Here is a 21,522-nt window from a genome sequence, read left to right as displayed (position 1 = left end):
TTATTGAGCAATATTTCCAGCCTACCTTATACCTATCACTTCAGGTGCCTGCACATAACCCAACATATAACCATCTTTAGTTTTAAAATAATTTACAGTGAGTTCTCGGGTTCCTGTTGGTAGTTCAACCAAAGCATTTAAACTTCCTTCATTTTTTAGTTTAAAAGGTTTGATGTGGATGTGCTGCTTAAATTCCAATCCCTTTTTCCCATGCCATTTGTATATCGCCTCTTTTGCACACCAGCAAACATACAATCCTTCGGTATTATCGCCAATTTGCCTTTGAGCAAGTTCAATGTCATTCAAAAATTTGTGTTTAATGGTTTTTATTTTGTGTTTAATCAATTCAATATCAACCCCCACAGCATTATCTTTACTTATCATCACGGCAGCATAATCATAAGAATGGCTTAAAGAAATTTTATAATCCGAATTCGTAAGGTATGGTTTCCCATCTTCATCAAATTGGCAATCGATATATTCTGCTGTGTTAAGTAAGGTGCGTAATAACAACCTGGTGCTTAGCCAATGCAACATTCTTTTGCCATTGTTAAAAGAAGAGATAATATCCCATTCATGCTGCTTTAGTTGTAAGCCGGCAAGCAGTTCAGCTTCTGTTTCTTCAATTTTCCAGATTGCTAAAACCGAATGTTCATCAATATTTTTATTATAAACTACAGGCATTTATAAAATCGAGTTTTGGATGCAACATTATCTTAAATAAATGATAATTTAGGGCTAAAAATACGCATAAAAATGATATTATCAGATAAAAGGATTCTGGAGGAAATAGAGAAAGGAACAATTATAATAGAACCTTTTGATAGTAGTTGCCTGGGCACAAACTCTTACGATGTACACTTAGGCAAATACCTTGCAACATACAAAAACAGAGTTTTAGATGCCAAAAAGCACAACGAAATAGAGCATTTCGAAATTCCTAAAGATGGTTTTGTCCTCCATCCCGGAACATTATATTTAGGTGTAACGGTAGAATATACCGAAACTCATAGTCATGTTCCTTTTTTAGAAGGTAAAAGTAGTACCGGGCGGTTAGGTATAGATATACATGCAACGGCCGGGAAGGGCGATGTAGGTTTTTGCAATACGTGGACTTTAGAAATATCTGTTGCGCAACCTGTAAAAATATACGCTGGTATGCCAATTGGGCAATTAATTTATTTTATGGTTGAAGGAAATATAGAAACCATGTACAATACAAAAGGCAATGCCAAATACAACAATAAAACCACAAAACCGGTAGAAAGTATGATGTGGAAAAACACTTTCTAACAGAAATATTTCATTTTATCTTCATAATAATATGCCTCGGGTTTCGTACCTTGAGGCATATTTATTTTCACACCAAGCCGAATGAAATCCAAAATTACCCTCGCTCTCAGTTTTCTAATTGTGCTTTTAGGTTTTGCTGCCTTTAAAATTGATGACGATCCTTTTGCTCAATTTATCAAGAAACTAGATGAATACACCAGTAAGTATCAACAGGAAAAAGTTTATCTCCATTTAGATAAACCGTATTATGCTATTGGTGATGACATTTGGTTTAAGGCTTATGTTTTTAATACCAAAACCCAACTATCTACAGATATTAGTAAAATTTTATATGTAGAACTTATTAATGAGAAGGATTCTTTAAAAAGACAAATTAAACTGCCTATAATGGGCGGTATTACCTGGGGAGATTTTAAGCTTACAGATTCGTTAGGTGAAGGAAATTATCGAATTAGAGCCTACACCAATTACATGCGAAATTATGGGACAGATTTCTTTTTCGATAAAACCATAAAAATTGGAAACAGCTGGGCAAATAAAGTTTTTACCGTTACCGATTACAAATTTACCAAAGATAATAATACCGATAAAGTTGCTGCAAACATACATTTTGAAGATAAAACAGGAGTAGCGTATAAAGAAAACGACGTAAGCTACGAAGTACAGCTGGATTTTAAAACTGTTGCAAAGGGCAAAACAAAAACAGATTTACAGGGAAACGCTTTAATTAATTTCGAGAGCAACCAGTCTTTAACAGGCAAAAAAGGCAAAATTTTAGCCACCATTACACTTGATAATAAACAGAAGATTGTAAAAGCCATACCAATAACATCTACCAGTAATGATGTTGATGTTCAGTTTTTACCGGAAGGTGGAAACCTGATAGAGGAACTGCCACAGAAAATTGCTATAAAGGCGATAAACGGAACCGGAAAAGGAGAAGATATAAACGGTAAAATTGTTGACGAAACAGGAGCGGAAATTACCAGCATTGCTACAACCTACTTAGGGATGGGTAATTTCACATTAAATGCTCAACCAGGCAAAACTTATACTGCAAAAATTAAATTTAAAGATGGTTCTCAAAAAGATTTTAAACTTCCAATAGCACAAAAAAGTGGTTATGCGCTTACCATAAATAATTTAGATACTGGCAAAGTATCCATAAAATTGTTAGCTAGCGCTAGCCTTACAAATAGCGATGAATTAAAAATTGTTGCACAACAAGGCGGCAATATTTATTATGTTTCTAAAGCTAAAGTTGATAAGCAGGTTTTATCTGCCATTATCCCGAGAAGTAAATTGCCATCTGGTATTGTGCAATTCACATTGTTCTCTGCAAGCAATCAACCTGTTGCCGAACGCCTGATTTTTAATAAAAGTAAACTGGACGTGATTGATTTAAAATTAAATACTTCAGCCATATCGGGAGAAAAAAAGGGTAAATCTGCTTTCACATTTGATGCATTGAATCAGCAAAAACCCGTAATTGGAAGTTTTTCTGTTTCGGTAACTAACGCAAGTAAGGTAATGCCAGATGAGGATAATGAAAGCAATATTTTTGCAACACTGTGGCTTACATCAGACTTGGCCGGTTACGTAGAAAAGCCAAATCATTACTTTTTGAAAGATGATGTAAAAACAGCTCAAGAATTGGATAACCTGATGTTAACCCAAGGGTGGAGAAGATTTTTATGGCGAAATGTATTGAATAACGTTGGTCCGGCAATTACTTACCAGCCAGAAAAAACAACTTCTATTAGCGGTGTTGTAAAAAAGGGCGGCAAGCCTGTTCCAAATGGAAAGGTTATGCTTATGTCAACAAAGGGTGGTTTTTTTGTGATTGATACGGTTACAAATGCCGAAGGTAAATTCAATTTCGATAATTTAGTGTTTAACGATAGTACAAAATTTGTTGTGCAGGCAAGAACAAAAGCTGATAGGAAGTTTGTGGAGATTACGATTGATGCCGTTCCCTATCAAATAGTTGCCAAAAATAAAAACAGTGCAGATATTGATGTAAATGTGAACAATTCTTTAATGAAATATATTAAAGAAAGCGACAATTATTTTAATGAAATGACCCGTCTTGGTCTACTAGAGCGGACTATCAAGTTAGATGAAGTGGTTATTACCGAAAAAAAGATAGTGGCTAAAAATTCTGCCAACCTAAACGGTGCCGGCAATGCCGATTTTGTTTTAAATGCAAAGGATTTATTTACTTGCGTACAGCTTTCTCAGTGTTTAAGTGGTCGGTTGCCATTCGTTCTCTTCAAAGGAGGTATACCTTATTCAACCCGCAGCCCAAATACACCAATGACTATCGTATTAGATGGAATGCAAGTAGAATCAGATTTCTTAGACAACATAAATCCTAATGACATAGAAACCATTGAAGTTTTAAGGTCTGCGGGTAATACTGCAATTTATGGAAGTCAAGGTGGCGGTGGCGTATTAATAATAACCACTAAACGTGGCGGAAGTGAAATTTCATACAACAGTTATACACCAGGCGTTGTAGTTATTAACAAAAAAGGATTTTCTACATCAAGAGATTTTTATTCTCCAAAATATGATGCACAAACATCAAGCGCTAAAGCAGATTATCGAAGCACAATTTATTGGAATCCGCAGGTTGTAGCTGATAAGGATGGTAAAGCAAAATTTGATTTTTACAATGCAGATGAGGCAGGAACGTATAGAGTTGTTCTAGAAGGTGTTGATGCTGAAGGGCATTTAGGAAGAAAGATTTTTACTTATGAAGTTAAATAGTAAAAAATAAATAAATTTGAATTAGTATGCATGCATAATATTTATTAATTTGCTGCATACTAGTTAACCAAAATTTAGATTACCATTTAATATGAATACCATAAAAGTTAGTGTAAAAGATCGTTTAGCTACCATAACATTAGATAAAGGAAAATCAAACGCATTAAACCGCGAACTAATTACCGAATTAGATGATATGCTTAAAAACATATCTGCAGATGATAATATTGGTGGAGTTATTTTAACAGGAAACGCACCATTTTTTTCTGCAGGTTTAGATTTGGTAGAGCTTTATGGTTACAACGAAGAAGAAGTAAAATCCTTTTTCCACCTTTTTTTCAGTTTTACTGCAAATATGGTTTCGTTTAAAAAACCTATGGTTGCAGCCATTAGCGGTCATAGTCCGGCGGGTGGCTGTGTAATGGCTTTAGCTTGCGATTATAGAATTATGGCTGAAGGATCATACATAATAGGATTAAACGAAGTTCCGGTTGGTATCATTGTGCCCAACAGTATTTTTCAGTTGTATGCTTTCTGGATTGGTAAAGCAGAAGCATCGAGAAGTTTACTTACCGGTAAATTATACAAACCAGATGAAGCTTTGAAAGTTGGTTTAATTGATGAACTTGTAAAAGGCGAAAGTTTATTAACAGCTGCTGAAAGAAAAATCAAGAAATTTATGGAGCTGGAAAGTAACACCTGGTCGCAAAGTAAACTTAATATTCGTGAAGATTTAATTGCTGCGGTTACCTCCGATCAATCTGCAACGCTACAAAAAATGCTTCAGCAATGGTGGTCGCCGGCTACACGCCATATCTTAAAAACTATTTTAGAAAGTCTTCAAAGAAAATAATTTTAATTGCCACTTTTTATTGCAAGTGTAAGTTTTCAATTAACCAAATATTATTAATAATCAGTTAATTAAATAACTGTGTAATTCATTTATATTATGTTCGCATTTAATCAACCCATGCTTAAAGATGGCTCTTTAGAAGGTAAAACCATTGTAATTACCGGAGGTGGAACTGGCTTGGGTAAAGCCATGGGCATTTATTTTTTGAAGTTAGGTGCAAACTTGGTTATCACCAGTCGTAAGCAAGATGTTTTGCAAAAAACCGCCGATGAGATGGAGGAGAAAACAGGCGGAAAGGTTTTGGCTGTAGCTTGCGATGTTAGAGAAATTGACCAAGTAGAAAATGTGTTGGCAAAAACAATTGAAAAATTTGGACAGGTTGATGCGCTTTTGAACAATGCAGCAGGCAATTTTATCTCTCCAACCGAACGTTTATCTGCAAATGCTTTTTCATCAATAATTGATATTGTATTAAAGGGAACCGTTAATTGTACGCTAACATTTGGCAAGCACTGGATTAAAGAAAAGCAAACCGCAACAGTTCTGAATATTATAACAACTTATGCTTTTACCGGTTCGGCATATGTTGTACCTTCTGCATGCGCTAAAGGTGGTGTTTTAGCATTAACCCGCTCTTTAGCGGTAGAATGGGGTAAGTATGGCATTCGCACAAACGCAATAGCTCCAGGTCCGTTTCCTACAAAAGGTGCCTGGGAAAGATTATTGCCCGGAGATTTAGCGAAAAAATTTGATTTTAAGAACCGTGTCCCACTTAAAAGGGTTGGCGAACACCAAGAATTGGCCAATTTAGCTGCATTTTTAATCAGTGATTTTTCCGGCTACATCAATGGAGAAGTAATTACAATTGATGGTGGTGAATGGTTGCAAGGAGCAGGTCAAATGAATGGATTGGAAGCTATACCAAATGAAATGTGGGATATGCTGGAGCAAATGACAAGAAGTGCTAAATGATGTAAGATGCAAAATGAATGATTGAAAAGCGTAAGATTTTTCGATCGCTAACCCATCTTCCATATTACCTTTCCATCGTACATCTTTTTCCATTTTCCATCTTCTATTTTTAATTATCTTTGCCGATATGAATATCTTACTATTAGGTTCAGGTGGCAGAGAAAGTGCATTTGCCTGGAAATTAAGCCAATCTTCACATTGTGATAAATTAATTATTGCTCCTGGAAATGGTGGTACAGGCACTTATGGTACCAACATCAATATTAACGTTAATGATTTTGATTCTATAAAAAAAATCGTTCTTTCAGAAAATATTGATATGGTAATTGTTGGTTCGGAAGAACCTTTGGTAAACGGTATTCATGATTTTTTTCTTGCTGATAGCAGTATTTCGCATGTACCTGTAATCGGACCAAAAAAAGAAGGTGCAATATTAGAAGGCAGTAAAGATTTCTCTAAAAAATTTATGGAACGCCATGGCATTCCAACAGCCTCATCAAAATCTTTTACACCCGATACTTTAGAAGATGGCTTAGCTTATCTTCAAACGCATCCATTACCTGTTGTTTTAAAAGCTGATGGTTTAGCAGCCGGAAAAGGTGTTCTAATTTGTACAGAAACTATAGAAGCACAGGAAGAATTAAAACTCATGCTTGGCGGTAAATTTGGTGCAGCGGGTGCAACTGTAGTTATCGAAGAATTTTTAAGCGGTATAGAACTTTCTGTATTCATTTTAACCGATGGCGAAAATTACGTAACGCTTCCTTCTGCGAAAGATTATAAAAGAATTGGCTTAGGCGATACTGGTTTAAATACCGGCGGTATGGGTTCAATTTCTCCGGTACCTTTTGCAACGCCAGAATTTTTAGCTAAGGTTGAAGAGCGAATTATTAAACCAACAGTTGATGGCTTGAAGAAAGATAATATTGATTACACGGGTTTCATCTTTTTCGGCTTGATAAAAGTTGGTGAAGAACCTTATGTAATTGAGTACAATGCTCGTATGGGCGACCCGGAAACTGAAAGTGTTGTACCAAGAATTGAAAATGATTTGGTTGAACTTTTTTTGGCAACAGCCAACAAACAATTGAATCAGGTTAATTTGGTTATTTCCGAGCAAACTGCTGCAACTGTTATGATTGTAGCTGGAGGTTATCCAGGCGAATATTTAAAGGGCAAAGCCATCTCAGGAATCGAAAACCTGCGTCACTCAAATGCTTTTCATGCTGGTACATTATTAGAAAATGATGTAGTTAAAACCAATGGCGGCAGAGTTATTGCTATTACCAGTTTGCAAGATGATATGTTTACCGCGTTACAATCTGCAACAGCCGATGCCGGTAGAATCTATTTCGATGGTAAATACTTTAGGGAAGATATCGGCTTCGACTTAATTTAAATTTTAACAAATTCAATTTGAAAAAGATACTAAAAAAGATTTCAGAAACGGCTATTCGCCAAGGGGTTTTCACCTTTACCGATGATCAAAAAAAATCAAAATGGTTAGGGAATGAACCTGCTACAAAAGATGAAATAAAGCAAGCTGAAGATAGGTTAGGGTTAGAACTACCAGCAGATTATAAGGCTTTTTTATCAATAGCAAATGGCTTCGCTTCACCTAACGAGCATGTAGAACCATCATTTGTTAAAGTAAATGAAATAGGCTTTTTGAAAGATATCGATCCAAAAATCATTGAAGATTGGCTTGTTCATGATGAGTCTTTTGATATTGTTGTTCAACTATCAAGAAGTATTTTAGTTGGTGGTATTAACGAGGAACAGTATTTTTTGCTTATCCCACCAATAATTGAAAATACGGATTGGAAATACTGGAAATTCGCAACATGGATACCAGGTGAGGATGATTACGAAGGTCTGGAAAACTATTTTATAAATGTGCTCGATTTCCTAGCTCCAGAAAGTTAATATAAAGCTATATCATTAATCAAAGTTTAAAAAATTAATACAAAATTAAATTTGAATCCTATTTTACCTCACCCTATTAAAGTTTGAGGTTTGGCTAATGTTGTGCTATCCCTCTCCTTGAACAGAAGGATTAATGGATGGTGAGTGATGTTCATGGATTTCAAAACACAGGTTTTAGTTTCCCTCTCTTCAAGGAGAGGGATGCAATGAACAAGGAATAACCACTCCCTTTCATAGGGTGAGGTTAAGTAATAAGGTTTGGAAAACTATTTTATAAATGTGCTCGATTTCCTAGCTCCAGAAAGTTAAAAGAAATAAAATAATATATACAACAAAGCCCCGATTTTTTAATCTGGGCTTTGTTGTATAAGACTATCGGAAAGCATAATGCAATGCCGAAGAATGTCAGAATTATTTTGTTTTACTTCCTAAAAGTTCTTGAAGTTTTGTTTGCAATGCCTCTTCTCTCAAACCTTTTGCGATGATTTTTCCTGTTGGGTCGATTAATAAGTTGGCTGGGATAGAGCGAATACCGTACATAACTGCAACTTCATTGTTCCAATATTTTAAATCAGAAACATGTGTCCAGGTTAATTTATCATCAGCAATAGCTTTTAACCAATCATCTTTCTTACCAGGCTGGTCTAAAGAAATGCCTAAAACTGTAAATCCCTTATCTTTAAATTTATTGTAAGCTACAACAACATTTGGGTTTTCTGCTCTGCATGGACCGCACCATGAAGCCCAGAAATCTACCAAAACATATTTGCCTTTAAAATCAGATAGTTTTACAGGTTTTCCTTCAGGATCGTTTTGCGTAAAATCCATTGCCATTGTACCAATTGCTGTTTTTTTAGCTGCTTCAAAAGTTTTAGCTAAAGTGGTACCGGTTTTGGTTGCTTTTAATTCCGGACTTAAACCAGCGTATATAGCTTCAACTTGTGTAACCACATCTGGGTCGCTGGCCAGTTGCGCCAATGTTACTAAACTTACATAAGATTTTGGGTTACTTTTTGCAAATGCAAGGTAAATTGGAGTCATCTCATCTGCTGCCTTTCCATATCTATCTCTTATGCCAGCCATTATAGTTTTGTCTTTTTGCTGCTCCGGACTAAGTTTTTCGTATTCAGCATTAATTGCATCAATTTTACTTGTTGCAGGCTTTAAGCTAGCTTTTAACTTAAGGTTATCATCGTTTGCCGGCGTTCCACTTACCAACATGGATTTAAGTGAATCAGCAGAATTTATTACGATGTTTCCTGGCTCTACAAACAAATTTGCAAAATCCATATTTCGGGTGTTTGCGCCTTTTAGGTATGGGTTAACATTTTTAAATAAATTACCATTAACCGGGTCGGTTACAGTTCCTTTAAATTCAAATTTTCCGTTTGCTACTAGTGCTGAATCAGTTTTACGTTCGCTATTTGCTGTATAAATAAAATAAACTTTATCGCCTGTTTTAAGTGCTTTTGCATCACCTTTTATGGTAAATGGCTTTTGAGCTAATGCTGCCAAAGGCAATAATGCCATTGCAGATAATAATATTTTTTTCATCGGGGTTGATTATCGTTTCTGTAAATATAAATATTGCATGTTTTAAACGCAACTTGTTGTGTAAAATTATGATAGCTTTTGATAAGTGCGCCACCAAAGATCTGGCATTTCGCCATTAACCGCTGTTTGGTAGTCATCGTAACGGCATGGCACCAGGTGATACCTTTCGTTTTTAGATTGCCCAATTGGGTAAGGTACTTGCATCCACCAGCGGTCTGATTTTTTACTTTTTACAAAAGTCATTTCTCCAGAACCATCTTTTAAACTGGTTCGGTAAATAATATATTGCGATTTTGGTGTTAGTGGAAAATCCTTCTTTCTAGCGTAAAAACCATCAACAAAATACCAAACCATTTCTGCTAATAAAAATGCCGTTTGTCCGTTGCTATCGTAAGCGGGGTTAAATTCGTAAAAACCAATTGATGTTAACTTATCATTCATCCCGGCATATCGGGCAATTCTGCAAGCTTCCTCTCCATCAAAACCATTCGGGGTTGTGTTTGCGTTTGCTTTAGCATCTGCAGAGCGAATGGCTCCGATATCAAAGCTTATCATATTCGCATTGCGGATAATCGGTTCAGTTAAAGAAATATCCTGTGCAAATTCGCCAAGGCGATGAACATCAAAATACAATTTGTCCATTACACTTAAACTTTCCTGGTTTACAAAATAGGTTTGGTAACCAATGTTGCTAAAATTGAAAAGATAATTTGGTTGATGAAGAAAAATTTTATTTAAATAGCAATCAGATCTGGTTGCCAAGCCTTCATGGCTATCATCGTCTATATCAAATTGATTATCAACGATTACTAAATCTACTTTTTGTTCTAAATCTTCGTAACCTAAATATTGGGCATAAGTTAAATCTTGGCCACCGCCAATAATTACCGGTATAATGTTGTTTTTAATTAATTCTGAAACAGCCATTTTTACAGCGATGTAGGTGTCGGCTAAGGTTGCACCCGGACGAATATTTCCTAAATCAACCAAACGACTGGCAAAAGAACCTTCGTTTAATTTATAAAATTTTTCTCTGAAATAATCGGGAGCCAAACCACAGCCTTCATTATTTATAGCGCTTCTTCCATCAAGCACGCCAAATATGGCTATATCGTATTGGTTTTCTTCTAAATCAGGAAATGATTCTGTGTAAAAATGTGTTTTTAAACCCAGCTGACTTGTATAAAAACCTTCTTTTGGCGTAAATTGCTCAGCATTTAAGGGCGAAAAAAAATCGGTTAATGACATATATTTAAAACTATCGCCTCAAATATCTATTTTTGAATGCGTATTTTCACCTATAGCCCGAAAAAAATAAATGATACTGGTAACCGGAGGAACTGGATTTTTAGGATCTGAATTGATAAAACAGTTAACCGATAGTGGTTTAGCTGTTCGGGCTTTGAAACGAAAAACTTCAGTAATTCCTACTTTCATTCAAAATAATTTTTTGATAGATTGGATTGAAGCAGATATTAATGAACCAGCTACCTTGGAAGATGCTTTTGTTGGGATTACAAAGGTTTTTCATTGTGCTGCATTTGTTTCTTTAAATCCAAAGGATAAGAAAAAGCTTTTTCATGTCAACATTGATGGTACTTCGAATATTGTAAACTTATGTATCGAAAATGGTTGCAGGCTATTACACGTAAGTTCAGTAGCAGCTCTAGGCCTTGCAAAAAAAGGACAACAAATAACCGAAAAAGATTTTTGGGAATATGATTCAAAAGCTTTTGCTTATGGCTTGTCTAAATATGAAAGTGAAATGGAAGTTTGGCGGGGTATCACCGAAGGTTTGGACGCCGTAATTGTAAATCCATCGATAATTATAGGTAAAAACGCAGGCTTTGAAGGAAGCGGGGCAATATTTAAGTTGATTAAAGGAGGTTTCCCTTATTATACCAATGGCGCCTCCGGGTTTGTAGATGTTGAAGATGTTGCGAAAGCCATGCTTTTATTAATGGAAAGCCCTGTAAGCGGCGAGCGATACATTATATCATCAGATAATTTCCATTACAAAGATTTATTTGCAGCAATAGCCGCGGGATTTGGTGTTAAACCACCTATAAAAGAAGCGAAACCCTGGATGCTGGGACTCGCTTGGCGAGCATTAAAATTTTTCTCTATTTTCTCAAGCGGAGAACCTTCTATTACCAAAGATACGGCAAACAGCAGTCTTTCTTTAAGCTATTACAGCAACGAAAAAATAATTAATGCAACGGGAATTCAATTTAAGCCGGTTGCACAAAGCATACAAGAAATTACACAATATTTAAAATAATGCCGAAGCAAAAAGCCTATTACATAATTGATTTTGATAGTACATTTACCCAGGTTGAAGCGCTCGACGAGCTAGCCCGAATTTCGCTAAAAAAGCATCCAAATAAGGAATCTATATTTCAGAAAATTGAAGAATACACAAATTTGGCGATGGAAGGGAAATTATCATTTTCTGAAAGTTTAGCTCAACGTGTAAAATTACTCGATGCAAATGAAGACCATTTAAAGCAACTTATTAAGCATTTAAAAAAGAAAGTCTCAACATCGTTTTCTCGCAACGCAGAATTTTTTAAAAAACATGCCGATGAAGTGCTTATCGTTTCTGGTGGTTTTAAAGAATTTATCACACCGGTTGTAAGTCAATATCACATAAAAAAGGAAAATATTTATGCCAATACTTTTGTCACCACTGGTGATGGAAAAATTATTGATTACGACCATGCAAATCCTCTAAGCGAAGAAGGTGGCAAAGTAAAATTGCTTCAGCATTTAAAACTAGAAGGCGAATTATTTGGAATTGGGGATGGTTATTCTGATTTCCAGCTTCGTGAAAGCGGCATGATAAATAAGTTTTTTGCCTTTACCGAAAATATTGCCCGCGAAAGTATCGTTTCAAAAGCCGACCATGTAACGCCAAGTTTTGATGAGTTTCTGTACGTGAATGATTTGCCAAGAGCGATATCTTATCCAAAAAATCGCATTTTATGTTTAGTAATTGGCAATGTTGATGAAAGAAGTATTGCTTTGCTGAAAAATGATGGATTATCTATTCGCCACAAAACTTCTTTTGAAGAAAAGTATGTTAAAGATGTTGGCATTATCCTTTTGGCTGACGGAGAAAAAATTGGAAAAGAACAATTGCAAAATGCTGTTAAGCTCAAAACTATCGGTTATTTAGGTAATTCTAAAAACAAAATAGATACAGATATTTGTACTAAAATGGGCATTGTAATATTTGATGATGTAAAATCTAACCCTCGCAACATGGATTTTATTCCAAAACGAATGATAGATTTTATGAATACCGGAGCAACTTATTTAAGCAGCAATTATCCGAATTTGCAGTTGCCTAAAATCGATAAATCTCACCGATTAATTCATATCCATAAAAACGTGCCAGGGATTATGGCCCAAATTAATACTGTTTTTGCAAAGCATAACATTAATATTGTAGGGCAGTTTTTAATGACAAACTCCGAAATTGGTTATGCCATTACAGACATTAATACCGAGTATGATAAGCAATTATTCAAAGCACTAAAAAAGATTGAGCACACCATAAAATTTAGAGTGCTTTATTAGAAAAGCGATTTTTAACACTTTACAGCTTTGGCAAATTTTTAAATTTGTCAGAGCGAATAATCCTCCCTACACAATAAATAGAACTTAAAGGAGGAATTGTCATGGCAAAAGTAGAGCACTATTATACAAAATTTGAAGAAGGAAAATTCTATCACATATACAATAGATCAGTAGATAAACAACCAATGTTTAAATCTGATGATAATTATAGATTTTTTCTGGTCAAATTGAATAAATATTTAAATGATGTATTAGGATTATATGCATACTGCTTATTAGGTAATCATTTCCATTTATTAATTAGAATAAAAGATGATTTGTCAGGTTTTAGGACGTCCAAAAACATCAATATTGAAACCTCAACTCATGATGTTGTAAGCAAACTGTTTAAAAACTTTTTTCAATCTTACGCTATGGCTTATAACGTACAACAGAATAGAAGTGGAACTTTATTTCAAACCCCATTCAAAAGAGTGCTGATTAATGATGAAAGCTATTTAACTCAAATTATATTTTACATCCATGCAAATCCTCAGAAACATACTTTAGTAAGCGATTTTAGAAATTGGAAATGGAGTTCTTATAATAGTATAATTTCAAAGAAACCTAGTAATTTAAAAAGACAAGAAGTTTTAGAGTGGTTTGGTGGTGAAATAGAATTTTTGAGATTTCATTCTGAAATTCATAATCAGATAAGGGAGAAGAATAGCTTTTAAATAAACCTTATGCCGCAGCAATTTCCAAATCAAATGACTGTTTGCAAAATATATGTCGATACACATCAGCTTTGACAACTTTTTAAAAGTTGTCAAAGCTAAACAACACAATATCTCGTTCGCATAGTATTGCTGCTAAACTGATGAATGTTTAGTTTGCTAATAATTTTTAGGTCAAATGAATGTTTGCAAAATATATTTCTTTACACAGCAGCTTTGACAACTTTTTAAATTTGTCAAAGCTAAATGCACATTATAGTAAAACCTAAACTGCGCAATACCTCATTCCACAAACATTCCTAACTTAAAAACTGATGTCTTTTTAGCAACAAATGTTTAGGACTGCCAATAGTTTGTGAACGATAAATACCCGTGTGTCCAGAAAATAAGTAGGCCATAACGCAAGCAAGTCCGATATATACACCACATTCTGCTCCAAATAATTCTACACCCATAAAAATACAGGCAAGCGGTGTATTGGCTGCGCCGGAGAAAACTGCTACAAAACCCATACCCGCCAGCAGGCCAACAGGTAAAGGAACAAAAATACTAAGAAAGCTACCTAAAGTAGCTCCAATAAAAAACAATGGTGTTACCTCGCCACCTTTAAAACCAGCACTTAAAGTTAAAGCAGTTAAAAATAGCTTTATAGCAAATGTATAATAAGGTTCTTGTTGTGTAAATGATTCGGAAATAACAGGTATTCCTAAACCAATATAACGTGTTGTGCCGAGTAAATAAATTATTCCTATCAAAATAAAGCCACCAACTAAAGGTCGTAAAGGTGGATATTTAATTTTCGCAAAAACTTGAGATAAACCATGATTTAATGTAGAAAAACTTCTTGCGGCTAATCCGAAAATTATACCAGTGCCTAGCGATAATAGCAGATTAATCATATCCATTTGTGGCACGGTTGGAATAGAATAATGAGTATGCCCAACTCCCCATGCTTTACAAACGTAATCGGCAATTACTGCTGTAACAAATGATGGTAAAATAGCTGTGTACAATAGGCTTCCAATAACAAAAACTTCTATTCCGAAAACTGCGCCCGCTAATGGTGTTCCGAAAACGGATGCAAATCCAGCGCTAATACCACAAATTAAAATGATTTTTCGGTCGCGGGGCTTAAGCTTAAATACTTTTGTAAACTGATCGGCAAATGCACCTCCAATCTGAACCGCTGTTCCTTCACGCCCTGCAGAGCCACCAAATAAATGGGTAATTATTGTTCCTGCAAAAATAAGCGGAGCCATTATTATTGGAATAATATTCTTCGGACTTTGAAGTTCTTCAATTAAAAGATTATTTCCTTTTACAACTTCTTTTCCCCAATAGTGATAGGCCAAGCCAATGAGTAAACCAGCCAAGGGTAAAAAAATAATTATCCATTGATTTTGTTCACGATAATCGGTTACTAAATTTAAAGCGACTAAAAACAATGCAGAGGCCGACCCTATAATTCCTCCAAGTAGCGCAGAGAAAAATAACCATTTTAAGCTATTTGCTAACAATAGCCCAAATTCTAATTTTTGGAAACGATGTAAGTACGAAAGATTACCTTCCGTTAAGTTTTTAACAGGCATTATAAATCAATTTTAAGTAAAATCGTAGGAGTCATCAGCCTGTTTGGCGGTTTTGGCGGTACCCCATCGCCATTGCCCAAATGTATAAAATTTACAATTTAGCACAAAATATGTTTATCAATTTTGGAATATTAACTTTGCACTATGGATTTTACGCCCGAAATAAAAGATAAACTCAATCAACTACAAGAAAAATATACAGCCATGGGGCAGGATATGGCATCTTATTTAGATGGCTTACTTTATGCCGATTTTCTTACCTATTGGGACTACATCCATTTGGATACACTTTTAAGTTTACAAAGCCCTAAAACACCAATCCCTGATGAAGAAATTTTCATAATGTACCACCAAATTACTGAGCTATACTTTAAATTGTGTTTACACGAGTGTAAGCAAATAGCAGAGCATGAAAATTTGACAATTGATTTTTTTACGGCTCGTGTAAAAAGGATAAACGCTTATTTTAATGCCTTAACAACATCTTTCGAAGTGATGGTTGATGGAATGGAAAAGGAGCAGTTTTTAAAGTTCAGAATGTCGCTTTTACCGGCAAGTGGTTTTCAATCAGGCCAGTACAGAATGATAGAAATATGCGCTACAGATTTTATTCGTTTGGTTGAAAAAACTAAAAGGGTAGAATTAAGCAATGCCACTTTAGAAGAACAATTTGAAAATATTTACTGGAAGTTTGGTGCTACAGAACTTTCATCTGGTAAGCAAACACTAACTTTAAAACAGTTTATTAAAAAGTATTCTGCTCAATTTCTTCAGTTAGCGAAAGATAGAGTAACAACAAATTTTTCTGCTTTATATCAACAGTTCCAAGCGAATGGTTATGATGTTTCTGTGTTGGCAAATGAACTTCGCAAGTTAGATTTATATGTAAATGTAGAATGGCCGCTAGCACATTACAAGTCTGCAGTTCGTTATCTCGAAAAGGATCCTATAGATGTTGCTGCAACAGGTGGAACCAATTGGCAGAAATATTTGCCTCCGCGTTTTCAAAAAAGAATCTTTTATCCCTCTTTATGGACGGATGAACAAATGGAAGAATGGGGTAAAGGTTGGGTGCTTAGTGTGCTTAAAACACTAAAGAACAAAGATTAATATCTTGAAATGCTATTAAGATCGTTCGTTTTTTCGTAATTTGCAAAAATTAAAACGGATAGATACAAGATATAAATTATGCCGCATTCGCATTGAATACTATCCATCAATTATTAATTAATATAATCATGATCGAAACTCTAGATATAAATATTGTAAAAGCTGAAGCTACACGTTTATCAGTTACAGATTTTTCGCAATTACCTTTTGGTAAAGTTTTTACCGACCACATGTTTACTGCCGACTACGAAGATGGCGAATGGAAGAATTTGCAGATTTTACCTTATGGTCCGATTCCAATGAGCCCGGCAATTTCTGCATTACATTACGGACAGGCCATTTTTGAAGGCTTAAAAGCCTATCGCCAACCAGATGGGAAAATAAGTGTATTTCGTGCAGATAAAAATTTCGAACGTTTTAATAAATCCGCAGCCAGGATGTCTATGCCAAGCATCCCTGAGGAAATTTTTATGCAAGGTTTGGCAGCATTAATCAATATTGATGAAAAATGGGTGCCATCACAAGAAAATTATGCGTTGTACATTCGTCCGGTAATGTTTGCAACCGACCCATATTTGGGTGTTAAAGCATCCGATATGTATAAGTTTGCATTGCTTACAACGCCAACAGGTCCGTATTATAGCAGTGCTTTAAAAGTGAAGATAGAAACTGAATATACAAGAGCTGATGAAGGTGGAGTTGGTTTTGCTAAAACTGCAGGTAACTATGCTCGCTCATTATATCCGTTTGAACAAGCTAAAAAAGAAGGTTTCGATCAATTGATATGGACAGATTCAATTAACCACGAATACATTGAAGAAGCTGGTACAGCAAATCTAATATTTGTAATCAATGGTAAACTAATAACTCCATCTATTCGTAGTACGGTTTTAGATGGCGTAACTCGCGATACGATTATAAAATTAGCCAAAGATGCAGGCGTGGAAGTTGAAGAACGTAGAGTGTCTGTTAAAGAAGTTATAGAGGGGATTGAAAACGGCAGTTTAACCGAAGCATTTGCTGCAGGTACTGCAGCGACGGTTACGCAAATTGGCGAAATTGGTTATTTGGGCAACACCTATAAACTTACAGATTCATCAACCAGAACAATCTCTAATGGCATCGCAAAGAAATTAAACGATATCCGTTACGGCTTAGCCTCTGATGAATTTGGATGGAACTGGATATTATAAATAATTATAGTTTACAAAAAGAAAATGCCCTAAACCTTCAAAGTTTAGGGCATTTTTGCTTTAGTCTTTAAGCATTAGTCTTTAAGCTTATTTATCAAGGATAACAACACCTTTAGCCTCAAAAGCTAATTCCTTTTTCGGGTCTGTTATTTTTGCAACTTCCTCCGGAGATTTTTTTGCATCTTCAGCATAGTGGCGCAGTGTTTCTACCGATATGTTCTGTTTTTTTGCAATGCCATCCAAAACCACTTTTTTGCCAACAATATCCATAGGCATAAAAAAAGCATAGTCTTTAAAGGTAACACGCATTGGCTCTCCATTTGGCATTTCCAAAGTCATCCAGCAACCTTTCTTTTTACAAACCTCAACTACTTTGCCTTCAATTTTCATATCAGCAGTATCTTTGCCATTCATAGCAGCTTCCATTTTGGCAGCAGGTTTAATATTGCCTGGAGATACTGCATCGCCAAACTTTTGTCCGCTTAATTCAGTTTGTGCAAAAGAGAATGCAGCTATTAAACAGAATCCGAGACTAAAAATTATTTTTTTCATAATGTAATATCTAATAGTTTATAAAAGCTTTCCGTAATTATCTGGTTCAAAAGTATTTAAAATTTTCCGAAAATTGAATAGGCAAAAAAAATCCTCGTTAGCTCTCACTAACGAGGAAAATCATCCCTATTGTTATAGATCACATCCCATGATGTACAACACAATGTATTAGACAAATGTTAATCCAAACTTATTGAAGTGGCTTGATAGATTATAATTAATTGTTTATCAATTAATTATGAAAAGTAATTTATCGTGCCAAAAATTATTGAGTTGGGTAATTGGGGAAAATATTCACCTTATTGTGGAAATATGTTGAATCTATTCCCCATTTGTTTTTGCCAATCAGCCGAATATCAGACCAAAAACTTCTTCAATTTTGCTAACTGCCTTAATCTCCAGATTATATTTTTCAATATTGATGCCTTTTAAGTTGTACTTAGAAATATATATGGTTTCAAAGCCAAGTTTATCTGCTTCAGCAATTCGTTGCTCAATTCTGTTAACCGCTCTAATTTCACCAGATAAGCCTACTTCGGCAGCAAAACAATTTTTAGATGAAACCGCAATATCCTGATGCGATGAAATTATAGCGATAAGAACCGCTAAATCGATAGCGGGGTCTTCTACTCGTATTCCACCAGCAATATTTAAGAAAACGTCTTGAGTACTTAATCTGAAACCACAGCGTTTTTCCAGTACCGCTAAAAGCATGTTCATCCTCTTGGTATCAAAACCTGTGGCCGAACGTTGCGGTGTACCATAAGCTGCTGTGCTAACCAAAGCCTGCGTTTCTATCAGCATTGGTCTTGCTCCTTCAAGCATTGCAGCGATAGCAATACCACTCAATTCTTCATCACGCTGTGTCAATAAAATTTCTGAAGGATTGGAAACTTCTCGTAAACCACTTCCCTGCATTTCATATATGCCTAATTCAGCGGCTGCTCCAAACCTATTTTTTATTGATCGTAAAATCCGGTAAACGTGGTGTCTGTCGCCTTCAAATTGCAAAACCGTATCAACCATGTGTTCTAATATTTTTGGACCAGCAATGGCGCCGTCTTTTGTAATATGCCCTATCAAAAATACAGGTGTACCCGTTTCTTTTGCAAAACGTAGCAGCTCTGCTGTACACTCGCGTACCTGCGAAACACTTCCGGGGGTAGATTCTATGTGTGCAGAGTGAAGTGTTTGAATAGAATCGATAACTAAAATTTCTGGTTCGAGAATTTCAATCTGTTTGAAAATATTTTGAGTTGATGTTTCTGTTAAAATATAGCAATCGGCCGATGGAGATTCCGTAATTCTTTCTGCCCGCATTTTAATTTGCTGTTCACTTTCTTCGCCAGAAACGTAAAGCAGCTTTTTGCCTTTTAAATTTAAAGCTAATTGAAGCATTAAGGTAGATTTACCGATACCAGGTTCGCCACCTATTAAAATTAACGAACCTTCTACTAATCCACCTCCAAGTACTCGGTCTAATTCTTTGTCGCCAGTTAACATTCGGCGCTCTGGCGAACTTTGAATATCATTTACTTTGCTTGGCTTACTTAACTTTCTTGCAGGTGCTGTATCATTTTTCCAGGTTGGCACAGCCGTTGGGTTTTTTTCTATAATTTCTTCAACAAAGGTATTCCATTGATTGCATGAAGGACATTTACCCAACCACTTTGCAGATTCGTAGCCGCAACTCTGACAGAAATATGCTGTTTTTGTTTTTGCCAATTTAATTTCGATTTTAGATTTACGAATTTAGATTTTACTGGTGGCAAAAACTAAATCATTTTTAAACAAAAAAGCCTGACTTATAAAAATCAGGCTTCTTTGCTATCAAGTATTTAAAGTTTTATCTCTTCATCTTTTGCTGAAATGAAGTGAAACTCAGTTAAATGGTAAGATGGTTGGGTTTTTACTTTAATCCACTGACCATATTTGAAGAACCAACGGCGTTGTAAATTAAAAATGCCTTTAGTTATATATGCTTCAATATATGGGTGAACGCAAAGTGTAACACCTTTTTCATTTTGTTCTCTTAAAATGTAGTTCAGGTTATTTTCAATATCATCCATTAAGATAATACTTGCCTTTATTTCACCTGTACCGCCACATGCCGGGCATTTTTCTACCGTAACAATGTTCATTTCCGGGCGAACGCGTTGTCTTGTAATTTGTACTAAACCAAATTTACTTGGAGGTAAAATGGTGTGTTTAGCACGATCAAGCAACATCAATTCACGCAGGTAATCGAATAGCATTTTACGGTTTGTTGGCTTGTGCATATCGATAAAATCGATTACAACAATACCGCCCATATCACGTAAACGCAATTGACGGGCAATTTCTTTAGCCGCCTCTTTATTTACCTGTAAAGCATTTTCTTCTTGATTTTCTTTACTGGCAGTACGGTTACCGCTATTTACATCAACAACATGTAGCGCTTCTGTATGTTCTATAACCAGATAAGCACCACCTGGTAAATTTACGGTTTTACCAAAGGCATTTTTAATTTGCTTTTCGATGCCGAAATGTTCAAATATGGGTTCTTTATGTTTGTAAAGCTTTACTATTTTTTCCATTTCTGGAGAAATATCATGCACATAAGAACGTATATCATCAAACAGTTCAGGTGTACTCACGTAAACGTTCGTAAAATCAGGATTCAGAATATCACGAATTAACGTTGATGATCTGTCCATTTCACCCCAAACCCTTTTTGAAGGCTCAGCAGAAGGAAGTTTTTTTGTAAAGGTTTCCCATTTAGCAACTAAATCCAATAGATCTTTTTGCAATTCGGCAACGCCTCTTCCTTCGGAAACGGTTCTGATGATTACCCCAAAATTTTGAGGTTTAATACTTTCAATAATCTTTTTTAATCGATTACGTTCGGTATTACTTTTTATTTTTTTTGATATGGATATGGTATTGGAGAATGGCACCAGTACCACATACCTGCCGGCAATTGATAGGTCGGAACTTAAACGAGGCCCTTTAGTAGAAATTGGTTCTTTAGCAATTTGTACAGGAAGGAGCATGTTTTTACTGAGCACATCAGAAATTTTGCCTGCCTTATTTATATCGGCTTCAAGCTTTAAATTATCTAATAATGTGCCTGTAACCGAGCCATTACGCTTGATCTTAGTTAGCTTGATTAAAGATTCTACCTGCGGGCCTAAATCAAAATAATGCAGAAATGCATCTTTTTCATAACCTACATCCACAAAAGCAGCATTTAGGCCGGGCATAATTTTTTTAATGCGGCCCAAATAAATATCGCCTACAGCGTAGTTATTATTGATTTGTTCTTTGTGAAGCTCAACAAGTTGTTTGTCTTCAATCAACGCTATGGTAACTCCGGCAGGAGTCGAATTTATAATTAATTCTTTTACCAACAGCTACAGATTTAAGGCTAT

At 35.4% G+C, this 21,522-nt stretch carries 18 protein-coding genes and 1 riboswitch; of the genes, 11 read left to right on the top strand and 7 right to left on the bottom strand.

Annotated elements, in window-relative coordinates; genetic code table 11:
- Positions 1-21: 21 nt before the first annotated feature.
- Complete coding sequence (locus D7004_RS19780) at positions 22-684, bottom strand: 4'-phosphopantetheinyl transferase family protein (RefSeq protein ID WP_123207555.1); 663 nt, start codon at positions 682-684, stop codon at positions 22-24.
- 72 nt (positions 685-756) lie between these two features.
- Between D7004_RS19780 and dcd the strand changes: the two genes are divergently transcribed.
- From dcd to D7004_RS19750, 6 genes are all read left to right on the top strand, one after another.
- Entirely contained in the window at positions 757-1,293 is a 537-nt protein-coding gene (dcd, locus tag D7004_RS19775) for a dCTP deaminase (protein WP_123207554.1), read from the top strand.
- Between the two features lie 81 nt (positions 1,294-1,374).
- Complete coding sequence (locus tag D7004_RS19770) at positions 1,375-4,065, top strand: carboxypeptidase-like regulatory domain-containing protein (protein WP_244214391.1); 2,691 nt, start codon at positions 1,375-1,377, stop codon at positions 4,063-4,065.
- Positions 4,066-4,156: 91 nt separating this feature from the next.
- Positions 4,157-4,918, top strand: coding sequence for an enoyl-CoA hydratase/isomerase family protein (locus D7004_RS19765; protein ID WP_123207553.1), 762 nt, complete (start codon positions 4,157-4,159; stop codon positions 4,916-4,918).
- Between the two features lie 96 nt (positions 4,919-5,014).
- A complete protein-coding gene (locus tag D7004_RS19760) occupies positions 5,015-5,890 on the top strand; it encodes an SDR family oxidoreductase (RefSeq protein WP_123207552.1) in 876 nt (291 codons plus the stop codon).
- Positions 5,891-6,017: 127 nt separating this feature from the next.
- Positions 6,018-7,289, top strand: coding sequence for a phosphoribosylamine--glycine ligase (gene purD / locus D7004_RS19755; RefSeq protein ID WP_123207551.1), 1,272 nt, complete (start codon positions 6,018-6,020; stop codon positions 7,287-7,289).
- A 17-nt stretch (positions 7,290-7,306) separates the two neighbouring features.
- Complete coding sequence (locus D7004_RS19750) at positions 7,307-7,816, top strand: SMI1/KNR4 family protein (RefSeq protein WP_123207550.1); 510 nt, start codon at positions 7,307-7,309, stop codon at positions 7,814-7,816.
- Between the two features lie 411 nt (positions 7,817-8,227).
- Here D7004_RS19750 and D7004_RS19745 read toward each other — a convergent pair whose 3' ends face one another.
- Positions 8,228-9,370: a TlpA disulfide reductase family protein gene (locus D7004_RS19745; RefSeq protein WP_123207549.1), complete on the bottom strand. Its 1,143-nt coding sequence runs from the start codon at positions 9,368-9,370 to the stop codon at positions 8,228-8,230.
- 66 nt (positions 9,371-9,436) lie between these two features.
- A complete protein-coding gene (locus tag D7004_RS19740) occupies positions 9,437-10,618 on the bottom strand; it encodes a formimidoylglutamase (RefSeq protein ID WP_123207548.1) in 1,182 nt (393 codons plus the stop codon).
- Positions 10,619-10,688: 70 nt separating this feature from the next.
- Between D7004_RS19740 and D7004_RS19735 the strand changes: the two genes are divergently transcribed.
- The 3 genes from D7004_RS19735 (at position 10,689) to D7004_RS19725 (ending at position 13,668) form a co-directional block, all read left to right on the top strand.
- Complete coding sequence (locus tag D7004_RS19735; protein ID WP_123207547.1) at positions 10,689-11,651, top strand: NAD-dependent epimerase/dehydratase family protein; 963 nt, start codon at positions 10,689-10,691, stop codon at positions 11,649-11,651.
- Positions 11,651-12,952, top strand: a complete 1,302-nt coding sequence (locus D7004_RS19730) for an HAD-IB family phosphatase (RefSeq protein WP_123207546.1) — start codon at positions 11,651-11,653, stop codon at positions 12,950-12,952. Before D7004_RS19735 ends, D7004_RS19730 begins: the two co-directional genes overlap by 1 nt.
- Positions 12,953-13,053: 101 nt before the next feature.
- Positions 13,054-13,668 carry a hypothetical protein gene (locus D7004_RS19725; RefSeq protein WP_123207545.1) on the top strand — a complete coding sequence of 205 codons (615 nt, stop codon included), beginning with the start codon at positions 13,054-13,056 and terminating at the stop codon, positions 13,666-13,668.
- A 299-nt stretch (positions 13,669-13,967) separates the two neighbouring features.
- Here the strand turns inward: D7004_RS19725 and D7004_RS19720 are convergent, their stop codons facing one another.
- Entirely contained in the window at positions 13,968-15,257 is a 1,290-nt protein-coding gene (locus D7004_RS19720; RefSeq protein WP_123207544.1) for a voltage-gated chloride channel family protein, read from the bottom strand.
- An 18-nt stretch (positions 15,258-15,275) separates the two neighbouring features.
- Positions 15,276-15,337, bottom strand: a riboswitch (Fluoride riboswitch).
- A gap of 64 nt (positions 15,338-15,401) precedes the next feature.
- On the opposite strand from D7004_RS19720, the gene D7004_RS19715 reads away from it, so the two are divergent.
- Complete coding sequence (locus tag D7004_RS19715) at positions 15,402-16,367, top strand: tryptophan 2,3-dioxygenase family protein (RefSeq protein WP_123207543.1); 966 nt, start codon at positions 15,402-15,404, stop codon at positions 16,365-16,367.
- 128 nt (positions 16,368-16,495) lie between these two features.
- On the top strand, positions 16,496-17,560 hold the full coding sequence (locus tag D7004_RS19710) for a branched-chain amino acid aminotransferase (RefSeq protein WP_123207542.1): 1,065 nt from the start codon (positions 16,496-16,498) through the stop codon (positions 17,558-17,560).
- Between the two features lie 87 nt (positions 17,561-17,647).
- On the opposite strand, the gene D7004_RS19705 is transcribed toward D7004_RS19710, so the two are convergent.
- From D7004_RS19705 to D7004_RS19695, 3 genes are all read right to left on the bottom strand, one after another.
- Entirely contained in the window at positions 17,648-18,112 is a 465-nt protein-coding gene (locus D7004_RS19705) for a DUF4920 domain-containing protein (protein ID WP_123207541.1), read from the bottom strand.
- Positions 18,113-18,457: 345 nt separating this feature from the next.
- Entirely contained in the window at positions 18,458-19,837 is a 1,380-nt protein-coding gene (gene radA, locus D7004_RS19700; protein WP_123207540.1) for a DNA repair protein RadA, read from the bottom strand.
- A gap of 113 nt (positions 19,838-19,950) precedes the next feature.
- Positions 19,951-21,501, bottom strand: a complete 1,551-nt coding sequence (locus D7004_RS19695; RefSeq protein WP_123207539.1) for an Rne/Rng family ribonuclease — start codon at positions 21,499-21,501, stop codon at positions 19,951-19,953.
- Positions 21,502-21,522: the final 21 nt, after the last annotated feature.

Source organism: Pedobacter jejuensis (assembly GCF_003725795.1).
In the GTDB taxonomy this organism is placed as follows: Bacteria; Bacteroidota; Bacteroidia; order Sphingobacteriales; family Sphingobacteriaceae; genus Pedobacter; species Pedobacter jejuensis.
This window is presented reverse-complemented; position numbering and strand designations above follow the sequence as displayed.

What these genes read in the sequence shown, in the direction of transcription:
- D7004_RS19780 (WP_123207555.1), bottom strand. Translation starts at nt 684, where the DNA reads ATGCCTGTAGTTTATAATAAAAATATTGATGAACATTCGGTTTTAGCA.
- dcd (WP_123207554.1), top strand. Translation starts at nt 757, where the DNA reads ATGATATTATCAGATAAAAGGATTCTGGAGGAAATAGAGAAAGGAACA.
- D7004_RS19770 (WP_244214391.1), top strand. Translation starts at nt 1,375, where the DNA reads ATGAAATCCAAAATTACCCTCGCTCTCAGTTTTCTAATTGTGCTTTTA.
- D7004_RS19765 (WP_123207553.1), top strand. Translation starts at nt 4,157, where the DNA reads ATGAATACCATAAAAGTTAGTGTAAAAGATCGTTTAGCTACCATAACA.
- D7004_RS19760 (WP_123207552.1), top strand. Translation starts at nt 5,015, where the DNA reads ATGTTCGCATTTAATCAACCCATGCTTAAAGATGGCTCTTTAGAAGGT.
- purD (WP_123207551.1), top strand. Translation starts at nt 6,018, where the DNA reads ATGAATATCTTACTATTAGGTTCAGGTGGCAGAGAAAGTGCATTTGCC.
- D7004_RS19745 (WP_123207549.1), bottom strand. Translation starts at nt 9,370, where the DNA reads ATGAAAAAAATATTATTATCTGCAATGGCATTATTGCCTTTGGCAGCA.
- D7004_RS19740 (WP_123207548.1), bottom strand. Translation starts at nt 10,618, where the DNA reads ATGTCATTAACCGATTTTTTTTCGCCCTTAAATGCTGAGCAATTTACG.
- D7004_RS19735 (WP_123207547.1), top strand. Translation starts at nt 10,689, where the DNA reads ATGATACTGGTAACCGGAGGAACTGGATTTTTAGGATCTGAATTGATA.
- D7004_RS19730 (WP_123207546.1), top strand. Translation starts at nt 11,651, where the DNA reads ATGCCGAAGCAAAAAGCCTATTACATAATTGATTTTGATAGTACATTT.
- D7004_RS19725 (WP_123207545.1), top strand. Translation starts at nt 13,054, where the DNA reads ATGGCAAAAGTAGAGCACTATTATACAAAATTTGAAGAAGGAAAATTC.
- D7004_RS19720 (WP_123207544.1), bottom strand. Translation starts at nt 15,257, where the DNA reads ATGCCTGTTAAAAACTTAACGGAAGGTAATCTTTCGTACTTACATCGT.
- D7004_RS19715 (WP_123207543.1), top strand. Translation starts at nt 15,402, where the DNA reads ATGGATTTTACGCCCGAAATAAAAGATAAACTCAATCAACTACAAGAA.
- D7004_RS19710 (WP_123207542.1), top strand. Translation starts at nt 16,496, where the DNA reads ATGATCGAAACTCTAGATATAAATATTGTAAAAGCTGAAGCTACACGT.
- D7004_RS19705 (WP_123207541.1), bottom strand. Translation starts at nt 18,112, where the DNA reads ATGAAAAAAATAATTTTTAGTCTCGGATTCTGTTTAATAGCTGCATTC.